This is a genomic window from Rhodococcoides kroppenstedtii, from assembly GCF_900111805.1.
Classification (GTDB): Bacteria; Actinomycetota; Actinomycetes; order Mycobacteriales; family Mycobacteriaceae; genus Rhodococcoides; species Rhodococcoides kroppenstedtii.
The window spans coordinates 1-22,684 of record NZ_FOJN01000019.1; the positions used below are offsets into that span (position 1 = coordinate 1).

Here is a 22,684-nt window from a genome sequence, read left to right on the forward strand (position 1 = left end):
CAGTGGACTACGAACACGCCTACCATCGACGGGTCACCTCACAAGTGGCCTGAACACCCAACCCGAACTGTCCGGGAAACCGGGTCAAGCTCCAAGACGATGAAGTTGTGAATCAGTTCCAGCAGGCGCGGCTTGCTGCACATCTGCAGCAGGGCCCGATCGAGTGGGTCAGCAACGTTGGAGGGTTCTTTCCACTCCAGCCAGTACTTCTCCGGCGTGTCGATGACGCCATAGCGCAGCCCTTCGACATCGTTACCAGCGAAGACGAACTGCACGGTCGAGAAGAACGAGCGGATGAACTCAGGCTTTCTGGTTGCCGATAGTCTGTCGGATGCCTTCAGAGACAGCGACCTTGGAGCGCTTGAGTTCCAGTGTGGCCAGCGCCAAGCCGTTGACGTAGAGCACCACGTCGGGTCGCTTGGTGTGCTGGCCGGCGACAGTGACTTCCTCGACGACCACGAAGTGGTTCGCCTCGGGGTTCTTCCAGTCGATCAGCCAGACGGTCTCGGTCTGCTCACCGACGCCAGGCTTGACCTTCACGCCGTATCGCAGCAGCCCGTAGACGTCCTTGTTCGCCTCGTACAGGTCGTGGCCGGCACCAACCGAAGCCGCTTTGCCGAGCTGATCGAGGGCGCGGTTGATCAGGTTGTCGTCGTAGCCACGAGCACGCAGGTTCTGTGCAAGCAGCGCGGTCTCGACGTTCGAGTTGCCCTCGCGGTACTCCCAATTGCCGAGGTACTCGTAGCCGAGCTGATCGCGAAACAGCGCCACCACGCGGTTCTGGGCTTTACGTTCAATCTGTCCTACATCACTCATAGCGGGGGCTCCACAGCAAGCCGGGTGCGACCATTGAGCAGTTCTTGCCTCATGGCTACTTGAATGTCCTTGCTCTTCGCAAGGCGCTTCTGACTCAAATCGATCTCTCGGTTCGTGCGCTGCAGAACCTCGACGATGGCCTTCTGCTCTGGAATTGAGGGAAGTCTGATAGTGAGGCTAGATATGTAGCTTCGAGTAGTTGCGAGCACCTTCGTCCCAGCAGCCAACCGCAGTAATGCATCTCGGAACTCCGGGATGAACTGCAAGTACGCCTTGTAGCCATCCGCGATGACGCTCTTGTCGAACCTTGCGGCAATCGTGTGAAGACCAGGGACCAGGCCCTCTGGCGGCACGCTGGTGATTTCGATCGATTTCCCTACACCCGCCGGGTCTTCTGAAGCGTCGGCGAAAACCAGGTCGCCGAGCTCGAGATGGCCAGCATTCTTTAAAAGCCCCGGCCGGGCGCGAGGCATCGATGCCGTCGCTGCGTCGAGGTAAATGGCCTCCGAGGTGTGGATGTCTCCGTAATGCAGATATCGCGTTGCCGACTCAGAATCAAGCTGTGCTCGCGAGAGTGCCACGGTCTTGACGTAGGTGACATGATCGCCAAGCCTCGTACTGGGCCAGGGATCACTGAATCCCGGTAGACGGTGCTTTCCACTCACCAAGTCTGCGACCCCCATCAACCGAAACGAATCAGCAAGTTCGTGACGTGCCTCGTTGAGCTCCTCGTCAATTTCGGCGAGCGTGGCATGGTAACGCCCCCCAAGCAGTTGGACCCGTGCAATAAGAGCGCTGACCACGGCGACGATCTCGTTGGCGGTGCATGCACGGAGCGTCATGGCCCACTTGTGGTCAAGGACAAGGTGCTCCACATCGGCCACAGTGAGCTCGCCGTACTTCGATAGCGTGGCGATATCGAGCGCCGTCTGCGCTTCCTTGGCCGCCTTCTTTGCATCCGCCTCAGCCTTGACCAGAGCTAGCGCCTCCTGTGCGCAGGCGAGGGTCTCAGAGTCATGCGAAGCTTTTGCTTCCTTGATGACAGCGTTCACAAGCTGCTGGGTGTACTTGCCCTTGTCGTTGGTCGATTCCCGTAATAACCCCTCGTCGCTTCCATGCTCCATAGCGTGCACGTCCAACGCGGCCGTCGCGGCGGCGAGAGTGACGTTGAAGTCATCAACTTCTGCCTGTTCACCTGCAAAGTAGCGGGCGACGACCAGCTGTGGCGGGATGAGATCCATCTTGTACTTTTTCGCAGTCTTGCCGGAACCGATGACAAGGTCAGGGGTCTCAGAAAGGCTGCGCTCCTTGTCAACGATCGCCAGACGCGGCTTGGCGGCGCCCTGCCAGCCGTCGGCCATAAGGAGGTAGACGTCGTCGTGCATGGTGTCATGCCAGTAGGTCATGAGCTGCTCGTAGACGTCGTACTCGTCGAGTAGTGGCATCGGTGTGAAACGCGCCAGCAGGTCATCGCTGACAGTCGCGATGAGGTCGTTCGGCTTGGTGTCGGCGGTAATGCTGGCCAGGGCGTTGCGGTGTGATGCGAACCAGTCTTCGACGATGCCGGTGGCTTCGTCGCGGAGCTTATGGAAGCCGGGCGCGTCGAAGATTGCCTGCTGCACGGCACTGACGTCGACGGCCAGGTCGCTGTAGCCCGGGCGGTTCGGCGCAAAGATCTGGCTGCGCAGCTGCGGGAAGGCGTCCCAGTAGTTCTGGAGTGCGTCGAGGTCGCGGTCGGGGATGCCGCCGTGCAGGTGGGCGCTGAGGTCTTGCAGATCCTCGGGTTCGGAGGAGTCGATGTAGCGCGGGATGTTGAGGTTGTAGTCGTTCTTCGGGTTAGCGATCTCACTCATCGGCACCATGCGCGAGTAGCGGTCGATCTCGATCTGCTTGTTGAAGGTGTCGACGACCTTGTGGAGGTCCTGGCTGCGTAGGCGGTTCTTATTGCCGTCCTTCATGAAGCCCTTGGAGGCGTCGATCATGAAGACACCGGTGCGGGCCTGGGCGTTCTCTTTTTCGAGGATGACCACGCAAGCCGGAATGCCGGTGCCGTAGAACAGGTTTGCCGGCAGGCCGATGATGCCCTTGATGAAGCCCTGCTTGAGCAGGCGGGTGCGGATGGTGGCCTCGGCGTTGCCACGGAACAGCACACCGTGCGGCAGGATGATCGCAGCCTTGCCGGTGCTCTTGAGCGAGGTGAGCGCGTGCAGCAGGAAGGCGTAGTCGCCGTTCTTCTCCGGTGGGCGGCCGTACTCGAAGCGGCCGTAGTCGTTCTCGAGGCCGTTGTTCCAGGACTTCACTGAGAACGGCGGGTTCATGACGATGTAGTCGAAGGTCCGCAGATGGTCACCCTTGGTGAACTGCGGGCTGGTGATGGTGTCACCTTTTTCGATCTCGGCGATCTCGTTGCCGTGCAGGATCATGTTCATCTTGGACAGCGCCCAGGTGGCGTTGTCCTTCTCCTGGCCGTAGATCGTCATGCCGCGGGGCGCCTCGGCGGCAGCCTTGAGCAGCAGCGAACCGGAGCCACAGGCCGGGTCGTAGACAGTCTGGTCCTGGCGGGTGTTCGGGCCGATGCCGACCACCTTGGCGAGGATGCGGGAGACCTCGGCCGGCGTGTAGAACTGCCCCTTGCTCTTGCCGGATTCGGTGGCGAAGTGGCGCATCAGGTACTCGTAGGCGTCGCCGAGCAGGTCGTCACCCTCGGCGCGAGAGCCTCGGAAGTCGAGGTCGTTGAAGATGGTGACCAGCTTGGAGAGGCGGTCCTGCATCTCCTTGCCCTTGCCGAGCTTCTCTTCGTCGTTGAAGTCGGCCTGGTCGATGACGTTGCGCAGGTCGTTGGCCTCGGCAAGCTTGGCGATGATCTTGTTGAAACGATCGCCGATCTCCTTGTCACCTTTGGCGGCAAGCATGTCGTCGAACGAGCCACCCTCGGGTACCTCAATGAGGCTTGCGTCTCGATTGGTCTTGGCCTTGTCGGACACGTACTTCACGAACAGCAGCGTCAGGATGTAGTCCTTGTACTGGCCGGCGTCCATGCCGCCACGAAGCTGGTCGCAACTTGCCCACAGTGATGAGTAAAGATCCGACTTCTTGAGTGCCACAGCTGGTCTTCCTAATGTGTCTGTAGGCATCTTTCGATGCCATTTGACCGTATTTCGAACAAATGAGCGAGACTACTTCGTCGGTTGTTCGATCACGGTTCAGCATGCCAGAGGGCGCCGAAAGAACTGCGTCATTCATCCCGGCTGGCCAACGTTCGGCCCGCATGCGGCACGGCGTCCCTTGGTCGCTCCGCCCCACCTGCCAGTACCCCCGAGCCCTCGGACGTCGAACTCGGCCGCACCCGAGTCAATCGTGGATCGGCAGTCGTCGAATAACCCGCATACCGTGCCATGGACGGCACGCTGCGCGTCGGGTCGTCTATCGAGCGTTCGTCCGTCTACTAGTGGCTCGGTCTGGGCCCGACGGCTGTGCAGCGCCAAGCCTCGGGGTGTCCGACGTACTAGAACACGGCTCGAAGCAGGTGTACGTGCGCTGACGGTCGCGACCGCCCTTGTCGGGCCTGGCCATGTTGCGAACGGCAACCTCGCCGGCCGAAACGGACGTCATGCAACCGGGAATCACACCGACGTCGTGGCCGGCTCAGAGCGTGGAGCAGACGCCTTTGAGCCGGCGGGCCGAACAGGATTCACGAGTCCTCGTGTGAAAGATCCTTGGTGCAGCCGCACCGGCACACTTCTGGTGCGATCGTAGATCTACAGGATCAGGGACGCTTCACGGTGAGCAGGCACCCTGTGTCGAGGCATCTGCTCCGGCTCGCGACCGGGGTCCCTGGTAAAGCGCAGGAAGTTCGGTGCCCTCGGTGAGACTCGAACTCACACTGCACGGGTTTTGAATCCGTTTCCTCTGCCAATTGGGATACGAGGGCGTGTGCGCCGCGCGAGCGGTGCGGTGTTCGAGTGTAGAAGATCGAGGTGGGCCGAGCCGCACCGGTACCCTCGCAGTGCCCGAGCGCGACGCGGCGGTCGGCGAACCCGAGGAGGTGGGCGATGAGTGCAGGGTCACGGGCTCGTCGGGTGGTCGTCGCCGAGGACGAGTCGCTCATCCGGCTCGATCTCGTGGAGATGCTGCGCGAGGAGGGGTACGAGGTGGTCGGCGAGGCCGCGGACGGTCAGCGCGCGGTCGACCTCGCGCGCGAGACGCGGCCGGATCTGGTGATCATGGACATCAAGATGCCGCGGCGTGACGGCATCGACGCCGCGTCCGAGATCGCCGCGGAACGAGTGGCGCCGGTGGTGATCCTCACGGCGTTCGGTCAGCGCGAGTTGGTGGAACGGGCCCGCGACGCCGGGGCCATGGCGTACCTGATCAAGCCGTTCTCGAAGACCGATCTGGTGCCGGCCGTCGAGCTGGCCACCAGCCGGTTCGCAGAAATCACCGCGCTCGAGGGCGAGGTCGCCGATCTGAAGGATCGACTGGACACGCGCAAGCTCGTCGACCGCGCGAAGGGTCTGCTGATGACGTCGCAGTCCCTCTCGGAACCCGAGGCGTTCAAGTGGATTCAGCGCGCCGCCATGGATCGACGCACCACCATGAAGGCCGTCGCGGGCATCGTCGTCGAGACCCTCGGGCCGGTCTCCGACACGCCGTGATCACCGTCGTCGAGGTGCGCCCGGGGCCGTCCCGGCGGTGCCACGTTACGACGACGTCAAATCTGGCTGTGCCCACGTCACAGTAGGGTCACAGGCCTCGATCGGCCGGTCGCCGGGCCGTCGTGAGGGCTAAGTTCACCTTCACGAGCGTCACGGCTTTCGATTCCGTGCGCCCAATTTCGAGGAGACCCCAGATGGCAAAACGAACCATCGTTCGGACGGCTGCGGTGGTGAGCGCGGCGTCGCTCGCCCTGTTCGGCTGTTCTTCGAGCGACGATTCGAGCTCCGGCGGCGACACCAGCGCTTCCGGCGGCGCGTCCGCATCCGCGGAGCAGACGGTGAACACGGACTGCACACCCGAGCAGGCCACCGCCGGCGCGACCCCCGTCACCACCCCGCTCAAGATCGGCACGCTGTTGCCGGAGACCGGCAGCCTCGCCTTCCTCGGACCGCCGGAGGTCGCGGGCGTCCAGCTGGCCGTCAACGACGTCAACGCCGCGGGCGGTGTCCTCGGCCAGCCCGTCGAGCTGATCCCCGGTGACTCGGGCGACACCACCACCGACACCGCCAACACCACCGTCGACCGCGAGCTCGCCGCGGGTGTGTCCGTCATCGTCGGCGCCGCGTCGTCGTCGGTGTCGCTCAAGGTGATCGACAAGATCGCGAGCGCGGGCGTCGTGCAGTTCTCGCCGGCCAACACCTCCGACCAGTTCGTCTGCTACGCGGACAAGGGTCAGTACTTCCGCACCGCTCCGACGGATGTGCTGCAGGCGCAGGCACTGTCGCAGCTGATCGCCGAGGACGGCGGCCAGCGCGTGTCCATCCTGGCGCTGAACGATCCCTACGGCACGGGCCTCGCCCGCAACACGCAGGCCAACCTCGAGGAAGCCGGCATCGCCTCGGATCAGATCCAGACGATCATCTACGACCCCAATGCGCAGTCGTTCAACGCCGAGATCGACCAGGTGAAGAACTTCGACCCGGATGCGGTGGCGCTCATCGGTTTCGAGGAGTCGGCCAAGATCATCACCCGCATGCACGAGATCGGGATCGGACCGTCCGACGGCATGGCCGTCTACGGTGTCGACGGCAACATGGGCAACGCGCTCGGTGAGTCCGTCGGACCGGGCCTGCTGGACACGATGAAGGGCACCACGCCGCTCACCGACACCGGCGCGGACTTCCAGAACCGCCTCAAGGGGATCAACCCGGCTCTGGTGGACTTCAACTACTCCGGTGAGTCCTACGACGCCGTGATCGTCTCCGCTCTGGCTGCGGAGCAGGCGAAGTCGACCGCGGGTACCGACATTGCTGCCAACATCAACTCGGTCACCAAGGACGGACAGAAGTGCACGTCCTACCAGGAGTGCCTGCCGCTGGTGCAGGCCGGCACCGACATCGACTACGACGGTGTCACCGGTGAGCTCGCGTTCACCGATTCCGGTGAGCCGGGCGTCGGCTCCTACGGCAAGCTGGTCTTCGGACCGGACAACACGTTGACCACCGAGGACTACATCGTCGTCGGCGGCTGACACGCCCCACCGAGAACGGGCCCCGACTCCGCGAGGAGTCGGGGCCCGTTTCTCGTGTGCGGGGGAGCGGGCCTCTACTTCTTCTCCTTGCTCCCCGCGAGGGTGCCGAGGTAGAGCTCGATGACCTTGGGGTCGGTCATCAGGTTCGCGCCCGTGTCGGTGTAGGCGTTGCGGCCCTGGTCCAGCACGTAGCCGCGGTCGCAGATCTGCAGGCAGCGACGTGCGTTCTGCTCGACCATGATGATGGACACGCCCGCCGCGTTGATCTTCTTGCAGCGGATGAAGACCTCGTCCTGGAACATGGGTGACAGACCCGCGGACGGCTCGTCGAGAAGTAGCACCGACGGGTCCATCATGAGGGCGCGGCCCATCGCGACCATCTGTCGCTCACCGCCGGACAGCGCCCCGGCCTTGACCTTGCGCCGTTCGCCGAGCAGCGGGAAGAGCTCGCTCACGAAGTCGAATCGCTCCTGGAACTGCTTGGGGCGCAGGTAGATCCCCATCTCGAGGTTCTCCTCGATGGTCAGCGAGGGGAAGACGTTCTGGGTCTGCGGCACGTAGCCGACGCCCTTGGTCACCAGGACGTGCGCCTCGGCCGAGGTGATGTTGTCCCCGCGCAGGGTGACCGACCCGCTCCGGATGGGGATCAGGCCGAACAGCGCCTTCAGCAACGTCGACTTGCCGGCGCCGTTGGGGCCGATGATGCCCACGATCTCGCCGTCGTTGAGATAGAAGTTGCACTCGCGCAGGATGTTCACGCCGGGGATGTACCCGGCGACCAGGTCGTCGGCGCGGACGAGAGCGTCGGTGGCGAGCCGCCGGTGCTCCTCCGGCGTGGCGGCGTGTTCGGCCGGAGTCAGCTGCGAGGCAGCGGGTTCGGTCATGACGTGGTCTTCCTGTCCAGATCGATCTCCGGTTCGGCGTCGGAGAGGTCGCCACCCGCTTCGAGGGTCTCGGCCTCGGCCTGTTCGAGCGCCTCGGCCAGTTCGGCCGTGGCGCCCACGGGATTTCCGTTCTCGTCGAACTCGAGCGCCTGGTCGTGATGGCTGCCGAGATAGGCGTCGACGACGGCCTCGTTGTCGGCCAGGTTCTCCGGCGCCGATTCGGCGATGACGCTGCCCTGGGCCATGACGACGACCCAGTCGCTGATGTCCCGGATGACGTCCATGTCGTGCTCGACGAAGACCACCGTCATGCCGTCGTCGCGCAGTGACTTGATGTGTCCCAGAAGGCTCTGCGTCAGAGCCGGATTCACGCCGGCCATCGGCTCGTCGAGCATGACGACGGCCGGGTCGGTCATGAGCGCACGCGCCATCTCGAGCAACTTGCGCTGTCCGCCGGACAGCGATCCGGCGAGATCGTCACGCTTGGCGTCGAGCTTGAAGCGAGCCAACAGGTCGTTCGCCCGCTCGGTGACCTCACGTTCCTGGGCCTTCCAGGACCACGGCATCAGCGTGTTGAGGATGCGCTCGCCTTTCTGACCGGTGGCGCCGAGCCGCACGTTGTCGAGCACCGTGAGCTTGGACAGGGCCTTTGTCAGCTGGAAGGTCCGCACCACGCCGTGACGCGCCACCTGATGCGGAGTCATGCGGCCCAACGACTTGCCGTCCATCGACCACGTGCCGGTGTCCGGGCGGTCGAAGCCCGTCAGCAAGTTGAACAGGGTGGTCTTGCCGGCGCCGTTGGGGCCGATGAGACCCGTGATGCACCCGCGCTGGATCTCGAGGTGAGCGACGTCGACGGCCTTCAGGCCACCGAAGGTGCGCGAGACGCCGTCGACCACCAGGGTCGGATCGGGTTTGGCGACACCGGGAGTGTTGGCGACGCCGGCGAACAGCGACCGGCGCGTCTCGGCGTCGAGCGGCTTCCGCGCCGCCACGGTCTGACTACTTGGCATCGAGCTGTACCTCCCGCTTGTTGCCCAGCAGTCCCTGCGGGCGGAAGATCATCAGCACCGCGATGAGGATGCCGAGGAGGACGAATCGGGTTGCGCCGACCTGCTGTTCGGTCATGGGAATCAGCGGATCGGGTCCTGCGGCCGCCTGGCGCAGCAGGACGTCGGGAATCGAGAGCAGGAACCAGAACAGCATGGCTCCGACGACCGGTCCGAAGACCGTCGCGGCGCCGCCGAGGATGAGGGCGCCGAAGGCGAAGAAGGTCTGCGCCGTGGAGTAGAAGTCCGGGTTGATCGACTTGGTCTGCAGCGCGTTGAACACACCGCCGAGGCCGCCGATCATGCCGCCGAGCACCAGCGCCTGCATCTTGTAGACGAAGACGTTCTTGCCCAGCGAGCGGGCGGCGTCCTCGTCCTCGCGGACGGCCTTGAGCACGCGTCCCCACGGGCTGTGGGTGAGCAGGTAGACGAGGCCGCACAGCACCAGGACCAACGACCAGCCGACCACCATGGCCCACAGGTCGTCGCCGTAGAACTTCACTCCGACGAAGTCGTACTGCTTCGCGGAATCGAAGGGGCTCAGGCGCGTGAACGGATCGGCGAAGCCGAAGAGACCGTTGGTGGAGCCCGTGACGCCGTCCGATGCCGTGGACCGGAAGACCAGCCGCAGGATTTCCGACGCGGCGATGGTGACGATGGCGAGATAGTCGGCACGCAGGCGCAGAGTGGGAATGCCGAGGACGAGCGCGAGCAGGCCGGCGGCGGCGAGGCCGACGATGATGCCGAGCCACAGCGGCTGCTGGTAGGTGATGGTCATGATGCCGACGCCGTATCCGCCGAGGAGGGCGAATCCGATCTGACCGAAGTTGAGCAGTCCGGCGTAGCCGAAGTGCAGGTTCAGGCCGATGGCGAGCAGCGCGTAGAAAATCGCCGACGGTCCGACGAGTTGGGCCAGGGAGACCTGGAGAGCTCCGATGATGTCCATGTCAGCCGATCCTTTGCCGCGAGCCCAGGATGCCTTGCGGCCGGACGATGAGGATGACGATCAAGACGAGCAGTCCTCCGATGTATTTCAGGTCGGGGTTGATGACCAGCGTGGACCACTGCACGAGCAGGCCGACGATCACGCACCCGAGCAGAGCCCCGTAGGCGGTACCGAGCCCGCCCAGGGTGATGCCCGCGAACATCAGCAGGAGGAGCTTGAAGCCCATCTCCCACTGGACGCGGCCGCCGAGTTCGGAGAGTCCGAACAGCACGCCGCCGAGGGCCGCGAGTCCGCCGCCCATGCACCAGACGAAGGTGACGACGCGCTCGACATTGATGCCCGACGACGCGGCGAGGTCACGGTTGTCGGCCACCGCGCGCATGGCCTTGCCGATACGCGTCTTCTGCAGCATGAGGGCGACCAGAACGAGCACCACGACGCTGATGACGATGCAGGCGAGGTTGACGTCGGTGATGGCGAACGGTCCCCACTCGCGCTGCTGCTGTGCTTGGTAGTCGGCGAACGGCTCGGAGCGATCGGAGAAGAAGATGAGGATCAGGTAGCGGAGCGCGATGGCGAGACCGATGGAGACCACCAGCTGACCGATCAGGCCGGTCTTGCGCCGTCGCAACGGTTTCCACAGACCGACGTTGTTCAACCAGCCGACCGCGACACCCACGATCACGGCGAGGATAGTGGCCGGGATCAACTGGATGCCGAAGGTGACGTTGAAGATCCACGCCGCCACGGCACCGAGGGTGACCAATTCGCCGTGGGCGAAGTTCGTCAGTCCGGTGGTGCCGAAGATCAGGCTGAGCCCGATCGCGGCGAGCGCGATCACCAGACCGAAGCGAAGGCCGTCGATCGTGGTCCGCAGGAACTGTTCGTAGAACGGCACCACCGTCGCCGTGCGAGCCTCACCGAAACTGAAGATGACCGTGTTGGCGCGGCCCTCGACGACGGTGCGTTGCACGTCGCCCTGCACGGACACGCCGTCCGGCAACGTCTCGGGGTCGATGCGGAACGTGTAGTCGCCGGGGGACACCGGAAGTGTCCAGCGCCCACCGGTTTCCGACGTGGTGCGCGCGACTTCGGCGCCGGACGCGTCGACGGCGAGGACGTCCACGCCGACGAGCCGGTCGCCGCCGTTGTTGAGACTGCCGCTGACGTTCACGGCGTCGGCGGGTGGTGTGGCCGGGGTGGCGCCGGGGCTGTCCGACGACGTGGCGGGGGCCGGGGCCGGTGGAGTGGTGGGCTCCTGAGCGAGGGCCGAGCCGGCGAACGTGGCTGCGGTGATCAGGCTCAGGAGTACGACGACGAACGCGCGAACGGCAGTGGCGGTAGCCAGTGCCGAGCCGGGTCGCCGAGGACTCGAGGGGGGCACGCGGTGGGTCCTCTCGGACGATCGAATGGCGCCGAGGTGTTCGGCGACTGTCTGCAAGAGTCGGACTCTATAGCGATCGAGGTTTCCGACAGGGCCGCTTCGATTTCTTCGGTGTTGCGGTCTTGTTTCGATGCCTCCACCGTCGGGTGGGCCGCGAGTCGGGCGCGGGCCGCCCCGAGGTGTCGGTGGTCGTCCCTAGACTGGGCGGCGTGAGTCCCGCTGCCAGCACCTCGTCCGCCCCGTCGTCCACGAGTGGGAAGTCGGCGGCCGCGACGTCGCCACTGCTGATGTTGATCGACGGTCACTCGGTCGCCTATCGCGCGTTCTACGCGCTGCCGGCCGAGAACTTCCGCACCACCAGCGGCCAGACCACCAATGCGGTCTACGGCTTCACCGCGATGTTGATCAATTTGCTCCGGGACGAGAGCCCCACGCACGTCGGCGCGGCGTTCGACGTCTCGCGGCAAACCTTCCGTGCGGACATGTACGCCGAATACAAGGCCAACCGCATCAAGACGCCCGACGAGTTCGCCGGACAGATCGACATCACCAAGGACGTCCTCGGGGCGCTGGGCATCCCGGTCATGGCCGAGCCGGGGTACGAGGCGGACGACATCATCGCCACGCTGACCACGCAGGCGGTGGAGGCGGGCTACCGGGTGCTGGTCGTCACAGGTGACCGGGATTCCATCCAGCTGGTGAACGAGCACGTCACCGTGCTGTATCCCCGGAAGGGTGTCTCGGACCTCACGCGCTTCACCCCGGAGGAGGTGCAGGCCAAATACGGCCTGACGCCGCAGCAGTACCCGGATTTCGCGGCGCTGCGCGGCGATCCCAGCGACAACCTGCCCGGCATCCCCGGGGTGGGGGAGAAGACCGCCACCAAGTGGATCAGCCAGTTCGGCAGTCTCGACGCCCTCGTCGACGGCGTCGACACCGTTCGCGGGAAGGTCGGCGACGCGCTGCGCGCGAACCTCTCCAGCGTGGTGCTCAACCGCCAGCTCACCGAGATGGTGCGCGACGTCCCCCTGCCGTACACGCCCGATCAGCTGCAGCTGCAACCGTGGGACCGCGAGCGGGTCCACGCCCTGTTCGACGATCTCGAGTTCCGCGTGCTGCGCGATCGCCTGTTCGACACGCTGACGTCCACCGAGCCGGAAGCGGAGGAGGGCTTCGAGGTTCGCGGGCGGGCGCTCGTGCCCGGCGAACTCGGCGAGTGGCTGCAGACGCACACCGCGCAGGGCCGCACCGGCCTGTCCGTGGTGGGATCGCGCTCGCCGTTCGACGGCGACGCGACCGCACTGGCCTTCGCCGCGGCGGACGGCGAGGGCGCCTACGTGGAGACGGTCGCGCTCGACGAGTCCGACGAGGCCGCGCTGGGGCAGTGGCTCGCCGACGCCGAGCGGCCGAAGGCGTTCCACGAGGCCAAGTGGGCGTTGCACGCGCTGCGCGGGCGCGGGTGGACGGTCGCGGGCCTGTCCAGTGACACGGCCCTGGCGGCCTACCTGGTCCGTCCGGGCCAGCGCAGTTTCGCCCTCGACGACCTGTCGTTGCGTTATCTCAAGCGTGAGCTGCGGGTGGAGGACGGCGGCGACTCCCAGCTGTCCCTGCTCGACGACGCGGACGAGACACAGGCCGCCGTCGCCGAGGGCGAGATTCTCAAGGCACGCGCGGTAGCCGATCTCGCCGACGCCCTGGACGCCGAACTGGACGAGATCGAGTCGCGTCCGCTGCTCGCCGACATGGAGCTGCCGCTCCTCGAGGTGCTGGCCACCGTCGAGAACACCGGCATCGCGATCGACCTCGACCATCTCCACGATCTGCAGAGCCAGTTCGCCGGCGAGGTGTCCACGGCGGCCGAGGCCGCGTACGCGGTGATCGGCAAGCAGATCAACCTGGGGTCTCCCAAGCAGCTCCAGGTGGTGCTGTTCGACGAGCTCGACATGCCCAAGACCAAACGCACCAAGACGGGGTACACGACCGACGCCGAGGCGTTGCAGTCGATGTTCGAGAAGACCGAACATCCCTTCCTGCGGCACCTGCTCGACCACCGGGACGCGACGCGTCTGAAGGTCACTGTCGACGGACTGCTCAAGTCGGTCAGCAGCGACGGGCGCATCCACACCACCTTCAATCAGACCATCGCGGCCACCGGCCGGCTGTCCTCCACCGAACCGAATCTGCAGAACATCCCGGTCAAGACCTCGGCCGGGCGTCGCATCCGCGAGGGCTTCGTCGTCGGGGAGGGGTACGACTCCGTGCTCACCGCCGACTACAGCCAGATCGAGATGCGGATCATGGCGCACGTCTCCGGGGACGAGGGCCTGATCGAGGCGTTCAACACCGGCGAGGACCTGCACAGCTTCGTCGGCTCCCGCGCGTTCGGCGTGCCCATCGACGAGGTCACCCCGGAGTTGCGTCGCCGGGTCAAGGCGATGTCCTACGGGCTCGCGTACGGCCTCAGCGCCTACGGACTGTCGCAGCAGCTCAAGATCTCGACCGACGAGGCCAAGGAGCAGATGGACGCCTACTTCTCCCGCTTCGGCGGGGTGCGCGACTACCTGCACAAAGTGGTCGAGGCCGCGCGCAAGGTGGGGTACACGTCCACCCTGTTCGGACGTCGTCGCTACCTGCCGGACCTCACCAGCGACAACCGTCAGCGCCGCGAGGTGGCCGAACGCGCTGCCCTCAACGCGCCCATCCAGGGCACGGCCGCGGACATCATCAAGGTGGCCATGATCGACGTCCAGCGCGGGTTGGTCGAGGCCGGACTCACCTCACGCATGCTGCTGCAGGTGCACGACGAACTGGTCCTCGAGGTCGTCGAGTCCGAACGCGAGCAGGTCGAGGAACTGGTGCGCGCGAAGATGGCCGGTGCGATCGAACTCTCGGTGCCCCTCGACGTGTCGGTCGGCTTCGGCCGGACGTGGGACGACGCCGCTCACTGACGGAAGCGCCCCGCACCGGCGACGACGAACGACGGCGCGGAACCCAGTGGGTTCCGCGCCGTCGTGTCGTCTTCGTGCCGGGTGATCTGCGGACGTTACTCCGACGCAGCCTGCTGCTCTGTCACTCCGACGCAGCCTGTTGCTCGGCGATCTGCTTCCGCACCTCGTCCATGTCGAGGGCCTTGACCTGACCCACGAGGTCCTCGAGCGCGGACTGCGGGAGCGCGCCCGGCTGAGCGAACACCAGGACGCCCTCGCGGAACGCCATCAGGGTCGGGATGGATCGAATGTTGGCGGCTGCGGCCAAGCCCTGCTCGGCTTCGGTGTCGACCTTGCCGAACACCACGTCCGGATGGTTCTCCGACGACTTCTCGAAGGTGGGAGCGAACTGCTTGCACGGACCGCACCAGTCGGCCCAGAAGTCGACGAGAACCACGTCGTTCCCGGTCACGGTCTCGTCGAAGTTCTGCTGGGTCAGCGTCTGCGTAGCCACTGGTGATGCTCCTCGCTGGGGTCGGAATCGGTGGGCTTCCCGCGGTGTAACAGACCGCCCGCCGGTGTCATTCCCGGCGGTGTCGTTCCCGCCCCTGTCGTTCCCGCCCCTGTCGTTCCCGCCCGTATCGTTCCCGCCCGTGGGTCACACCGAGACGGGCGCCGCCCGGAAGGTGCGTCGGTAGGACTGCGGTGTGGTGCGTCGCAGGCGCAGGAAATGCTGCCGCAGTACCGCCGCGGAGCTGAAGCCGACGCGGGTCGCCACCGCGTCCACCGACAGGTCCGTGGCCTCCAGCAGCCGCTGCGCCTCCAGGACGCGCTGATCACTGATCCAGCGCGCCGGGGTCGTGCCCGTCTCGGCCTGGAACCGGCGGGCGAACGTCCGGGGCGACATCGCCACCCGCGCTGCGAGGACGTCGACGGACAGATCCTCCCGGAGGTTCTCGGCGATCCAGTCGATGAGCGGGGCGAGAGTGTCCGAGTCGCACTCGGGCACGGGCACGGCGACGTACTGGGCCTGTCCGCCGTCGCGGTGCGGCGGCACCACCATGCGTCGGGCGATGCCGTTGGCGACGGCGGCGCCCTGCGCGGACCGCACGATGTGGAGGCAGAGGTCGATGCCGGCAGCGGTGCCTGCGCTGGTGTAGACGTTGTCGTCCTGGACGTAGAGGACGTTGGAATCGACCGTCGCCGCGGGAAAACGCTCGGCCAACTGCGCCGCGTGGCGCCAGTGGGTGGTGCATCGACGTCCGTCCAGCAGGCCCGCCGCGCCGAGCACGAAGGCGCCGGTGCACAGACTCGCGACGCGAGCGCCGCGTGCCACGGCGGCGCGGAGCTTCTCCGCGAGCGGCTCGAGGTCGTACCCGTCGCCGGTTCCGCAGACGTACGTCCCGTCCGGCGACGCCGCGGTGCCGCCTGCGGACACGACGATCAGATCCGCGTCGTCGAGTCGATCGAGGTCGTAGGGCACGTCGATGTCGTATCCGAACCGCGTGCGGATCGGCTCGGGGACGGCCGCGATCAACGAGAAGTCGTAGACCGGCAGCCCTTCGTCGGACCGGTCGAAGCCGAAGACTTCGCACGCGACGCCGAGTTCGAACGCTTCGGTCAACGGCAGGAGTGGGACGACCACCTTCGTCAGCACCACGTCAGTATGGCAGAAAAACGACGGAACATGTCATTTCTGCCACTGGCCGCGAGAAACGCTGCGACGGAACATGTCTCGTATGACATTCCTGGTGCTTCTTCTCGCCGTCCTGACCGTCTACATCGTCCTGGCCGCGCTGGCGCTGACAGATCGCGTGCCCGACACCCATCGTGAGGTGACGCGCCACGGCGACTATCGGTTCTGACCGTCGCCGAGCAGCCACTCCTGCTTCGCGTCGCCGTCCCACCGCCGCACGCCCGCGACCGCGGCGTTCAGATCGTGCAGTCCAGGGCTCAGAGCCGTTGCAGCCGAACCGATCTCGTGCGGTTTGCCCCTCATCGCCAGCGTGACGTGCGGCGTCCACCGGCCGGGCAGCAGATGCGGCGGCACTCCGGGGGAGTCGCCCAGCCGGTCGTGCACTCGGGCGTGGAACTCCAGCAGCTCGGCCGAGGGCACCACCGCGCGGGCCAGCGTCACCCGCGCGCCACCGAACACCACCAGGCCGCCGAGGCGCAGCGTGCCGGGCACGGTGTCGTCGGAGGTCACGAGCTCCACGAGCCGGTCTTCGGTGCCGACGTCGAACGCCGACGCCACGGCGACCGTCACGTGGGGACGATTCGAGGCCCCGGTGTGCCGCGCCTGGCTGGGCAGACCCAACTCCGCGAGGTAGTTCCAGTCGCGCCGGACGGCCGCATCGCTCTCGGGGTCCAGCAGGAGTTCGAGCGACTGCACCATGGTGAGCAATGATGGCGGTCATGACGGACGCAGGAAACACGGGGTCGGGGCACGGACCGCGGATCGGCGTGCTGACCGGCGACGGAATCGGACAGGAGATCGTCCCGGGCGTCGTCCAGGTCGTCGACGCCGCGTTCGAGGGCGTCGGGACGACGGGGCCCGACTGGGCCTGGCTGCCGTTCGGCCGCGAGGCCCTCGACGAGCACGGCGACGCGGTGCCGGCCGGCACCATCGCCGCCCTCGAGAACTTGGACATGTGGATTCTCGGGCCGCACGACAGCGCGTCGTACCCGCCGGAGCGTCGCGGAGACCTCACGCCCGGCGGCCGCATCCGCAAGCATTTCGATCTCTACGCCAACATCCGTCCGGCGCGCGCGCTGCCCGGCGTCCGCGCCGTGTCCCCGCGGATGGACCTCGTCGTGGTGCGGGAGAACACCGAGGGCTTCTACGCGGATCGCAACATGGCCGTCGGATCCGGGGAATTCATGCCGACGCCGGACGTCGCCCTGGCCGTGGGCGTGTTCACCCGGCGGGCGGCCGAGCGCATCGCCGAGAGCGCCTTCGCCCTCGCCGAGCAGCGTCGCCGTCGGGTGACGGTCGTCCACAAGACCAACGTCCTTCGTCTGACGACGGGACTCTTCCGTGACGTATGCGCGGAGGTGGGCGAGCGACACCCGGACGTCGAGGTGACCTACGAGCACGTCGACGCCCTGACCGCCAAGCTGGTCCGGAGCGGCGAGACCTTCGACGTGATCGTGGCGGAGAACATGTTCGGCGACATCCTGTCCGACCTCGCCGGTGAGCTGTCCGGGTCCCTCGGCATGGCCGCGTCGATCAACGCGTCCTCGGAGAAGGTGATGGCGCAGGCCGCGCACGGCGCCGCCCCGGACATCGCCGGTCGCAACCGCGCCAACCCGACCGCCTTGATGCTGTCGGCCGCCGCGATGCTCGACCACGCCGCCGCCACCGGTGGTCCCGGCCACTTCGCGCGGGTGGCCGACCGCGTGCGCGGCGCGGTCGAGCACACCGTCGCGTCGGGCGTCGCGACCGCGGACATCGGCGGACAGGCGTCGACGTCGGAGTTCGTCGAGACGGTCGCTGCGCACGCGCTCCGGGGAGTCTGACCGCGACGCGGCTGCCGGAGTCCAGCCGCTACGCGGGTGCCGTGCCCGGCTTCGCGGTACAGAAGATTGCGGTCCCGGGAAACAGTCGTCCCCGCAGGGGTGACCACTGACCCCACTCGCGATCCAGCCATTCCGGCCAGTCCGGCTCCACGATGTCGACCAGGGTCAGCCCCGCGGCGACGATCTCCCGCACGCGGTCGCCGACGGTGCGGTGGTGCTCGACGTAGGTCGCGGTGCCGTCCGGATCGAACTCGGCGTACGGGGTTCGGTCGAAGTAGGGGATCGTGGCGGTGAGGCCGTCGGGACCGGGATCGTCGGGGAAGATCCAGCGCACGGGGTGGTTGACGGAGAAGACCCAGCGGCCGCCGGGGCGCAGGACCCGGGCGGCCTCGCGCATGACGCGCGCGGAGTCCGCGACGAAGGGCACGGCCCCGAAGGCGGAGCACACGACGTCGAACGACGCGTCCGCGAACGGCAGGTTCTCCGCGGAGGCCTGGATCAGGGCGGGCGCGGGGGAGTCCGGCTCGCTCGCCCTCGCGCGGTCGATCGCCGCGACACCGTGGGCGAGCATGACGGCCGAGATGTCGAGTCCGACCGCCCGCGCTCCCTGATGAGCCAACCATCGCGAGCACGGTGCGGAGCCGCACCCGATCTCGAGGACGTCGCGCCCGCGGACGTCGCCGAGCAGGTGGACGTCGCCCTCGTGCAGACCCTCCGGGCACCACACGAACTCGCCCGTCGGGCTGTCGACGCCCAGGAATTCACCGTGCGTCCGGTGGTAGTCCCCGGCGTCGACGTCCCACCAGGACCGGGAGGCGCGCTCGCTGGCGGCGGAATCGACACGCCGCCGGGCCGGCGCGGACGATACCGGTCGGGCCGGGGAGGAGGAGGTCGAACCAGGAGAGTCGGCTGCCACGCGCCACACGGTAACCGGGTTTGCCCGCGCCACGCGGCACCGAGTAGTCTTCGATACGCGAATGTCTGCCCTCCGCACGTCACGTGCGAGGGGCCTGGCGCTCGTGACTCTCGGATCCGAGCATCGGTTCGCTGCCGAATCTACGGCAGCGGTCGCCACGTGTCCCGGCAAACGAGGGTCTGTCCGACCGAACATCCATCCACCGACACCAACCCGTCCGGAGCACCTCACCACATGGCCTCATCCACCGTCACCTCGCCGCAGGTAGCCGTCAACGACATCGGCTCCGCCGAGGATTTCCTCGCCGCCATCGACGCGACGATCAAGTACTTCAACGATGGCGACATCGTCGAGGGCACCATCGTCAAGGTCGATCGCGACGAGGTCCTGCTCGACATCGGTTACAAGACCGAAGGCGTCATCCCCTCCCGCGAGCTCTCCATCAAGCACGACGTCGACCCCAACGAGGTCGTCTCCGTGGGCGATGAGGTCGAAGCTCTCGTCCTCACCAAGGAGGACAAGGAGGGTCGACTGATCCTGTCGAAGAAGCGCGCTCAGTACGAGCGTGCCTGGGGCACCATCGAGGAGCTCAAGGAGAAGGACGAGGCCGTCAAGGGCACCGTCATCGAGGTCGTCAAGGGTGGCCTCATCCTCGACATCGGCCTCCGCGGCTTCCTCCCCGCGTCGCTCGTCGAGATGCGTCGCGTCCGCGATCTGCAGCCGTACGTCGGCAAGGAGATCGAGGCGAAGATCATCGAGCTCGACAAGAACCGCAACAACGTGGTCCTGTCGCGTCGCGCGTGGCTCGAGCAGACCCAGTCCGAGGTCCGCAGCGAGTTCCTGCACCAGCTGCAGAAGGGCCAGGTTCGCAAGGGCGTCGTCTCGTCGATCGTCAACTTCGGTGCGTTCGTCGATCTCGGCGGCGTCGACGGTCTGGTTCACGTCTCCGAGCTGTCCTGGAAGCACATCGATCACCCGTCCGAGGTCGTCGAGGTCGGCACCGAGGTCACCGTCGAGGTTCTCGACGTCGACCTGGACCGCGAGCGTGTCTCCCTCTCGCTCAAGGCGACGCAGGAAGACCCGTGGCGTCAGTTCGCCCGTACCCACGCGATCGGCCAGATCGTGCCGGGCAAGGTCACCAAGCTCGTTCCGTTCGGCGCGTTCGTCCGCGTCGAGGAGGGCATCGAGGGTCTGGTGCACATCTCCGAGCTGGCCGAGCGCCACGTGGAGGTCCCGGACCAGGTCGTCACCGTCGGCGACGATGCGCTGGTCAAGGTCATCGACATCGACCTCGAGCGTCGCCGCATCTCGCTGTCGCTGAAGCAGGCCAACGAGGACTACAGCGCCGAGTTCGATCCGTCCAAGTACGGCATGGCCGACTCGTATGACGAGCAGGGCAACTACGTCTTCCCCGAGGGCTTCGACTCGGAGACCAACGAGTGGCTGGAGGGCTTCGACAAGCAGCGTGAGGAGTGGGAAGGCCGGTACGCCGAGGCCGAGCGTCGTCACAAGATGCACACCGCTCAGATGGAGAAGACCGCCGCCGACGAGGCGCAGGAGGCAGCCAACGCTGCCGCCGGCTACTCCTCGGAGACCGGATCCACGCAGGGTGCGCCCGCCGCAGCCGCGTCGGAGTCCACCGGTGGATCGCTCGCCAGCGACGCGCAGCTCGCCGCTCTCCGCGAGAAGCTGTCCGGCGGAGCATAATTCGCCGGTAGTTCACCGAGTCAGGCCCCGAACCGCATCGCGGTTCGGGGCCTGACCCGTATCCGGGGAACCAGCCGGGAACGAGCGGCGCGAACGCAGAACGACCCGGCCCTCGACGACGAGGACCGGGTCGTGACGACGGTACGGGGGTCAGCCGGCGGTGGCGGGACTCCACCCGGTGCCGAGAGCGCTGCCGCGCTTGCGCATCGTCGCGAAGCTGTGGCGCGCGGGGCTGAGCAAGGAGGTGAACCAGTTGCGACGGTGCTCGGCAAGGGCGTCGGCGACCTCGGGGATGAGAATGCAGTGGACGCCGTCCGGCATGCCCAGGCGATGCCGCCCCGGCTGCGTTCGCCTCTCTCCTGCGATCGTGTTCATGCCCGTGTCCCCGCCTGTCGCGTCGTGTCGTCTCGGCCGGTGCCGGCCTGCTCCGGCTCGTCGCGCCGAAGCGAGCGTCGAAGCCGGTTGTGCGCCTCGAAGATAACCGACGGGTTGGGAAACACGGGGTATTTGATACTGGTGATTCGCGGCGTGTTCGCTGCACGCGGGCGAGGGGTTCGCCACACTGGAGCACGTGATCAGAATCGGATTGACCGGAGGCATGGGTGCGGGCAAGTCGACCGCTGCCCGAGCACTCGCCGACCTCGGTGCCGTCGTCGTCGACGCGGACGCGATCGCCCGCGAGGTGGTCGAGCCGGGAACGCCCGGACTGACGGCGCTCGTCGAGCGGTTCGGCGATCGCATTCTGGCGGAGGACGGCACGTTGAACCGACCGGCGTTGGGGGCCATCGCCTTTGCCGACGACGAGTCGCGGCTCGCACTCAACGGAATCGTCCACCCTCTGGTCGGCGCCCGTCGCGAGGAACTGATCGCGGAGGCCGACGCGGACGCGATCGTCGTCGAGGACATCCCGCTCCTCGTGGAGACCGGTGCCGCCCCGTTCTTTCCGCTCGTGATCGTCGTGCACCTCGACGAGGATCAGCGCATCCGCCGGCTGGTCGAGTCGCGCGGGGTCGACGAGGCCGACGCGCGCTCGCGTATCCGCTCGCAGGCCACCGACGGTCAGCGTCGCGCCGCCGCCGACGTGTGGCTGGACAATTCCGGGACCGCGAACGACCTCGTCGAAGCCGTTCGCACGCTGTGGGATTCGCGCTTGGTGCCGTTCGCGCGGAACGTCCGCGACGGTGTGGTCGCCCGTCGGCCGGTGGCGATCGCGGCAGCCGACCCGACGTGGGGCGCGCAGGCGGAGCGGCTCATCGGTCGGCTGCGCGCCGCGTGCGGCGATCGCGCCGTGCGCATCGACCACATCGGATCGACGTCCGTCCCGGACTTCCCGGCCAAGGACGTGCTCGACATCCAGATCACGGTCCGCTCGTTCGCCGACGCCGACGCCCTGCGAGAGCCGTTGACCGGCGCGGCTTTTCCTGTCCTGGACCGGGCTGTATCCGACGATCCGCATCCGTCGTCGGTGCCCGGTGAAGCCGATTCCGCGCTGTGGGAGAAGCGGATGCACGGCAGTGCCGATCCGGGCCGACCGGCCTTCGTGCACCTGCGGGTCGACGGGTGGCCCGGGCAACGGTTCGCCCTCATGTTTCGCGATCGATTGCGGGCCGATCCCGCTGCCCGCGCGGAGTATCTCGCCGTGAAGGAGCGTGCCGCGCACGAGGTGGACGGGATCGACGATCCGGCCGACGCCGTCGCGGCGTACGCGGCGGCGAAGGGGCCGTACTTCGAGGGCGCCTACCCCCGCGTCCTGGAGTGGGCGGAGTCCACCGGGTGGCAGCCGGAGTGAGTCGTCAGCGCCAGGTGACGGGCATCCCTCGGCCGTGGAGCCAGGCGTCGAGATCGTGCCCGGCCGCGGCGATCCCGTCGAGCGCATCGGCGGCACGGGACACGGCCGCCTCGGCCACGTCGTCGCTCACCAGACCGGCCCGCACCGCGCCGAACAGCTCGTCGACGTCGAGCAGTTCCTGACCGCGACCGGTGCGGACGACGATGTCGAGGTAGTGATCGGTCGACCGCCACACCGTTCCGTCGGAGACGTACTCGCCGACGTCGACGTAGCGGTCCTGATCGCGCCGATGCTCGGGGACGAAGTGGAAGATGGTCGCGCGCAGGCCGAGATCGGGCAGAAGCCAGGATTCGACGTAGTGGAACTGTCGGTGATCGGCGGGGCGAGCCATGTACAGCCCCCACGGGTGTGCCTCGTACACGTCGACAGGACGGACGAACCCTTTGGGGTCGGTGTTGGTGCGCGCGAGCGTGTCGAACACCTCGACCTTGGGCGGATGCACGTGCACCTGCTTCGCGGACGTCATGCGTGGACCGTACCGGCGCAGCGACTCACGAGGG

General features: G+C 66.8%; 21 protein-coding genes and 1 tRNA gene. 7 read left to right on the plus strand and 15 right to left on the minus strand.

Annotation, left to right across the window (positions count from 1 at the left end; translation table 11 throughout):
• Window positions 1-38 precede the first annotated feature (38 nt).
• The 4 genes from BMZ18_RS20115 to BMZ18_RS17705 form a co-directional block, all read right to left on the minus strand.
• A complete protein-coding gene (locus BMZ18_RS20115; protein WP_244516591.1) occupies window positions 39-275 on the minus strand; it encodes a hypothetical protein in 237 nt (78 codons plus the stop codon).
• Window positions 276-300: 25 nt separating this feature from the next.
• Window positions 301-816 (minus strand): type I restriction endonuclease, encoded by a 516-nt coding sequence (locus tag BMZ18_RS17695; RefSeq protein WP_244516592.1) that lies wholly within the window; start codon window positions 814-816, stop codon window positions 301-303.
• Window positions 813-3,920: a type I restriction-modification system subunit M gene (locus tag BMZ18_RS17700; RefSeq protein WP_244516593.1), complete on the minus strand. Its 3,108-nt coding sequence runs from the start codon at window positions 3,918-3,920 to the stop codon at window positions 813-815. The genes BMZ18_RS17695 and BMZ18_RS17700 overlap by 4 nt, the downstream gene beginning before the upstream one ends.
• A gap of 753 nt (window positions 3,921-4,673) precedes the next feature.
• Window positions 4,674-4,747, minus strand: a tRNA-Leu gene (locus BMZ18_RS17705).
• A gap of 121 nt (window positions 4,748-4,868) precedes the next feature.
• Here BMZ18_RS17705 and BMZ18_RS17710 point away from each other — a divergent pair.
• Window positions 4,869-5,471 carry an ANTAR domain-containing response regulator gene (locus BMZ18_RS17710; protein ID WP_068364147.1) on the plus strand — a complete coding sequence of 201 codons (603 nt, stop codon included), beginning with the start codon at window positions 4,869-4,871 and terminating at the stop codon, window positions 5,469-5,471.
• An 88-nt stretch (window positions 5,472-5,559) separates the two neighbouring features.
• Here the strand turns inward: BMZ18_RS17710 and BMZ18_RS20120 are convergent, their stop codons facing one another.
• Window positions 5,560-5,817: a hypothetical protein gene (locus BMZ18_RS20120; protein WP_235606539.1), complete on the minus strand. Its 258-nt coding sequence runs from the start codon at window positions 5,815-5,817 to the stop codon at window positions 5,560-5,562.
• Between BMZ18_RS20120 and BMZ18_RS17715 the strand changes: the two genes are divergently transcribed.
• On the plus strand, window positions 5,810-7,003 hold the full coding sequence (locus tag BMZ18_RS17715) for an ABC transporter substrate-binding protein (protein WP_235606538.1): 1,194 nt from the start codon (window positions 5,810-5,812) through the stop codon (window positions 7,001-7,003). The two genes, BMZ18_RS20120 and BMZ18_RS17715, sit on opposite strands and share 8 nt — an antisense overlap.
• A gap of 74 nt (window positions 7,004-7,077) precedes the next feature.
• Here the strand turns inward: BMZ18_RS17715 and BMZ18_RS17720 are convergent, their stop codons facing one another.
• The 4 genes from BMZ18_RS17720 to BMZ18_RS17735 are packed head-to-tail and all read right to left on the minus strand — an operon-like array spanning window position 7,078 to window position 11,266.
• Window positions 7,078-7,887 carry an ABC transporter ATP-binding protein gene (locus BMZ18_RS17720; RefSeq protein ID WP_068364150.1) on the minus strand — a complete coding sequence of 270 codons (810 nt, stop codon included), beginning with the start codon at window positions 7,885-7,887 and terminating at the stop codon, window positions 7,078-7,080.
• On the minus strand, window positions 7,884-8,900 hold the full coding sequence (locus tag BMZ18_RS17725) for an ABC transporter ATP-binding protein (protein ID WP_068364153.1): 1,017 nt from the start codon (window positions 8,898-8,900) through the stop codon (window positions 7,884-7,886). The genes BMZ18_RS17720 and BMZ18_RS17725 overlap by 4 nt, the downstream gene beginning before the upstream one ends.
• Window positions 8,890-9,882: a branched-chain amino acid ABC transporter permease gene (locus BMZ18_RS17730; RefSeq protein WP_068101674.1), complete on the minus strand. Its 993-nt coding sequence runs from the start codon at window positions 9,880-9,882 to the stop codon at window positions 8,890-8,892. Before BMZ18_RS17730 ends, BMZ18_RS17725 begins: the two co-directional genes overlap by 11 nt.
• Before the next feature lies 1 nt (window position 9,883).
• Window positions 9,884-11,266, minus strand: coding sequence for a branched-chain amino acid ABC transporter permease (locus tag BMZ18_RS17735; RefSeq protein WP_170851510.1), 1,383 nt, complete (start codon window positions 11,264-11,266; stop codon window positions 9,884-9,886).
• A 209-nt stretch (window positions 11,267-11,475) separates the two neighbouring features.
• On the opposite strand from BMZ18_RS17735, the gene polA reads away from it, so the two are divergent.
• A complete protein-coding gene (gene polA, locus BMZ18_RS17740) occupies window positions 11,476-14,214 on the plus strand; it encodes a DNA polymerase I (protein WP_068366716.1) in 2,739 nt (912 codons plus the stop codon).
• 121 nt (window positions 14,215-14,335) lie between these two features.
• Here polA and trxA read toward each other — a convergent pair whose 3' ends face one another.
• Window positions 14,336-14,707 (minus strand): thioredoxin, encoded by a 372-nt coding sequence (gene trxA, locus BMZ18_RS17745; RefSeq protein ID WP_068101671.1) that lies wholly within the window; start codon window positions 14,705-14,707, stop codon window positions 14,336-14,338.
• Between the two features lie 144 nt (window positions 14,708-14,851).
• Complete coding sequence (locus BMZ18_RS17750) at window positions 14,852-15,850, minus strand: GlxA family transcriptional regulator (RefSeq protein ID WP_068365679.1); 999 nt, start codon at window positions 15,848-15,850, stop codon at window positions 14,852-14,854.
• 82 nt (window positions 15,851-15,932) lie between these two features.
• Between BMZ18_RS17750 and BMZ18_RS20230 the strand changes: the two genes are divergently transcribed.
• Window positions 15,933-16,058 (plus strand): hypothetical protein, encoded by a 126-nt coding sequence (locus tag BMZ18_RS20230; RefSeq protein WP_261776763.1) that lies wholly within the window; start codon window positions 15,933-15,935, stop codon window positions 16,056-16,058.
• Here the strand turns inward: BMZ18_RS20230 and BMZ18_RS17755 are convergent.
• On the minus strand, window positions 16,046-16,588 hold the full coding sequence (locus BMZ18_RS17755; protein WP_068365678.1) for a 2'-5' RNA ligase family protein: 543 nt from the start codon (window positions 16,586-16,588) through the stop codon (window positions 16,046-16,048). The two genes, BMZ18_RS20230 and BMZ18_RS17755, sit on opposite strands and share 13 nt — an antisense overlap.
• 20 nt (window positions 16,589-16,608) lie before the next feature.
• Between BMZ18_RS17755 and BMZ18_RS17760 the strand changes: the two genes are divergently transcribed.
• Window positions 16,609-17,712 carry an isocitrate/isopropylmalate dehydrogenase family protein gene (locus BMZ18_RS17760; RefSeq protein ID WP_068365677.1) on the plus strand — a complete coding sequence of 368 codons (1,104 nt, stop codon included), beginning with the start codon at window positions 16,609-16,611 and terminating at the stop codon, window positions 17,710-17,712.
• A gap of 28 nt (window positions 17,713-17,740) precedes the next feature.
• Here BMZ18_RS17760 and BMZ18_RS17765 read toward each other — a convergent pair whose 3' ends face one another.
• Window positions 17,741-18,628 carry a class I SAM-dependent methyltransferase gene (locus BMZ18_RS17765; protein ID WP_068365676.1) on the minus strand — a complete coding sequence of 296 codons (888 nt, stop codon included), beginning with the start codon at window positions 18,626-18,628 and terminating at the stop codon, window positions 17,741-17,743.
• Window positions 18,629-18,862: 234 nt separating this feature from the next.
• Here BMZ18_RS17765 and rpsA point away from each other — a divergent pair, with 234 nt between their 5' ends.
• On the plus strand, window positions 18,863-20,335 hold the full coding sequence (gene rpsA, locus BMZ18_RS17770; protein WP_068101665.1) for a 30S ribosomal protein S1: 1,473 nt from the start codon (window positions 18,863-18,865) through the stop codon (window positions 20,333-20,335).
• Window positions 20,336-20,485: 150 nt separating this feature from the next.
• On the opposite strand, the gene BMZ18_RS19535 is transcribed toward rpsA, so the two are convergent.
• Complete coding sequence (locus BMZ18_RS19535; RefSeq protein ID WP_068101662.1) at window positions 20,486-20,710, minus strand: hypothetical protein; 225 nt, start codon at window positions 20,708-20,710, stop codon at window positions 20,486-20,488.
• Between the two features lie 196 nt (window positions 20,711-20,906).
• Between BMZ18_RS19535 and coaE the strand changes: the two genes are divergently transcribed.
• A complete protein-coding gene (gene coaE, locus BMZ18_RS17775; RefSeq protein WP_068365674.1) occupies window positions 20,907-22,124 on the plus strand; it encodes a dephospho-CoA kinase in 1,218 nt (405 codons plus the stop codon).
• A 4-nt stretch (window positions 22,125-22,128) separates the two neighbouring features.
• Here the strand turns inward: coaE and BMZ18_RS17780 are convergent, their stop codons facing one another.
• Window positions 22,129-22,650: a ribonuclease FAU-1 family protein gene (locus tag BMZ18_RS17780; RefSeq protein WP_068365673.1), complete on the minus strand. Its 522-nt coding sequence runs from the start codon at window positions 22,648-22,650 to the stop codon at window positions 22,129-22,131.
• Window positions 22,651-22,684 lie beyond the last annotated feature (34 nt).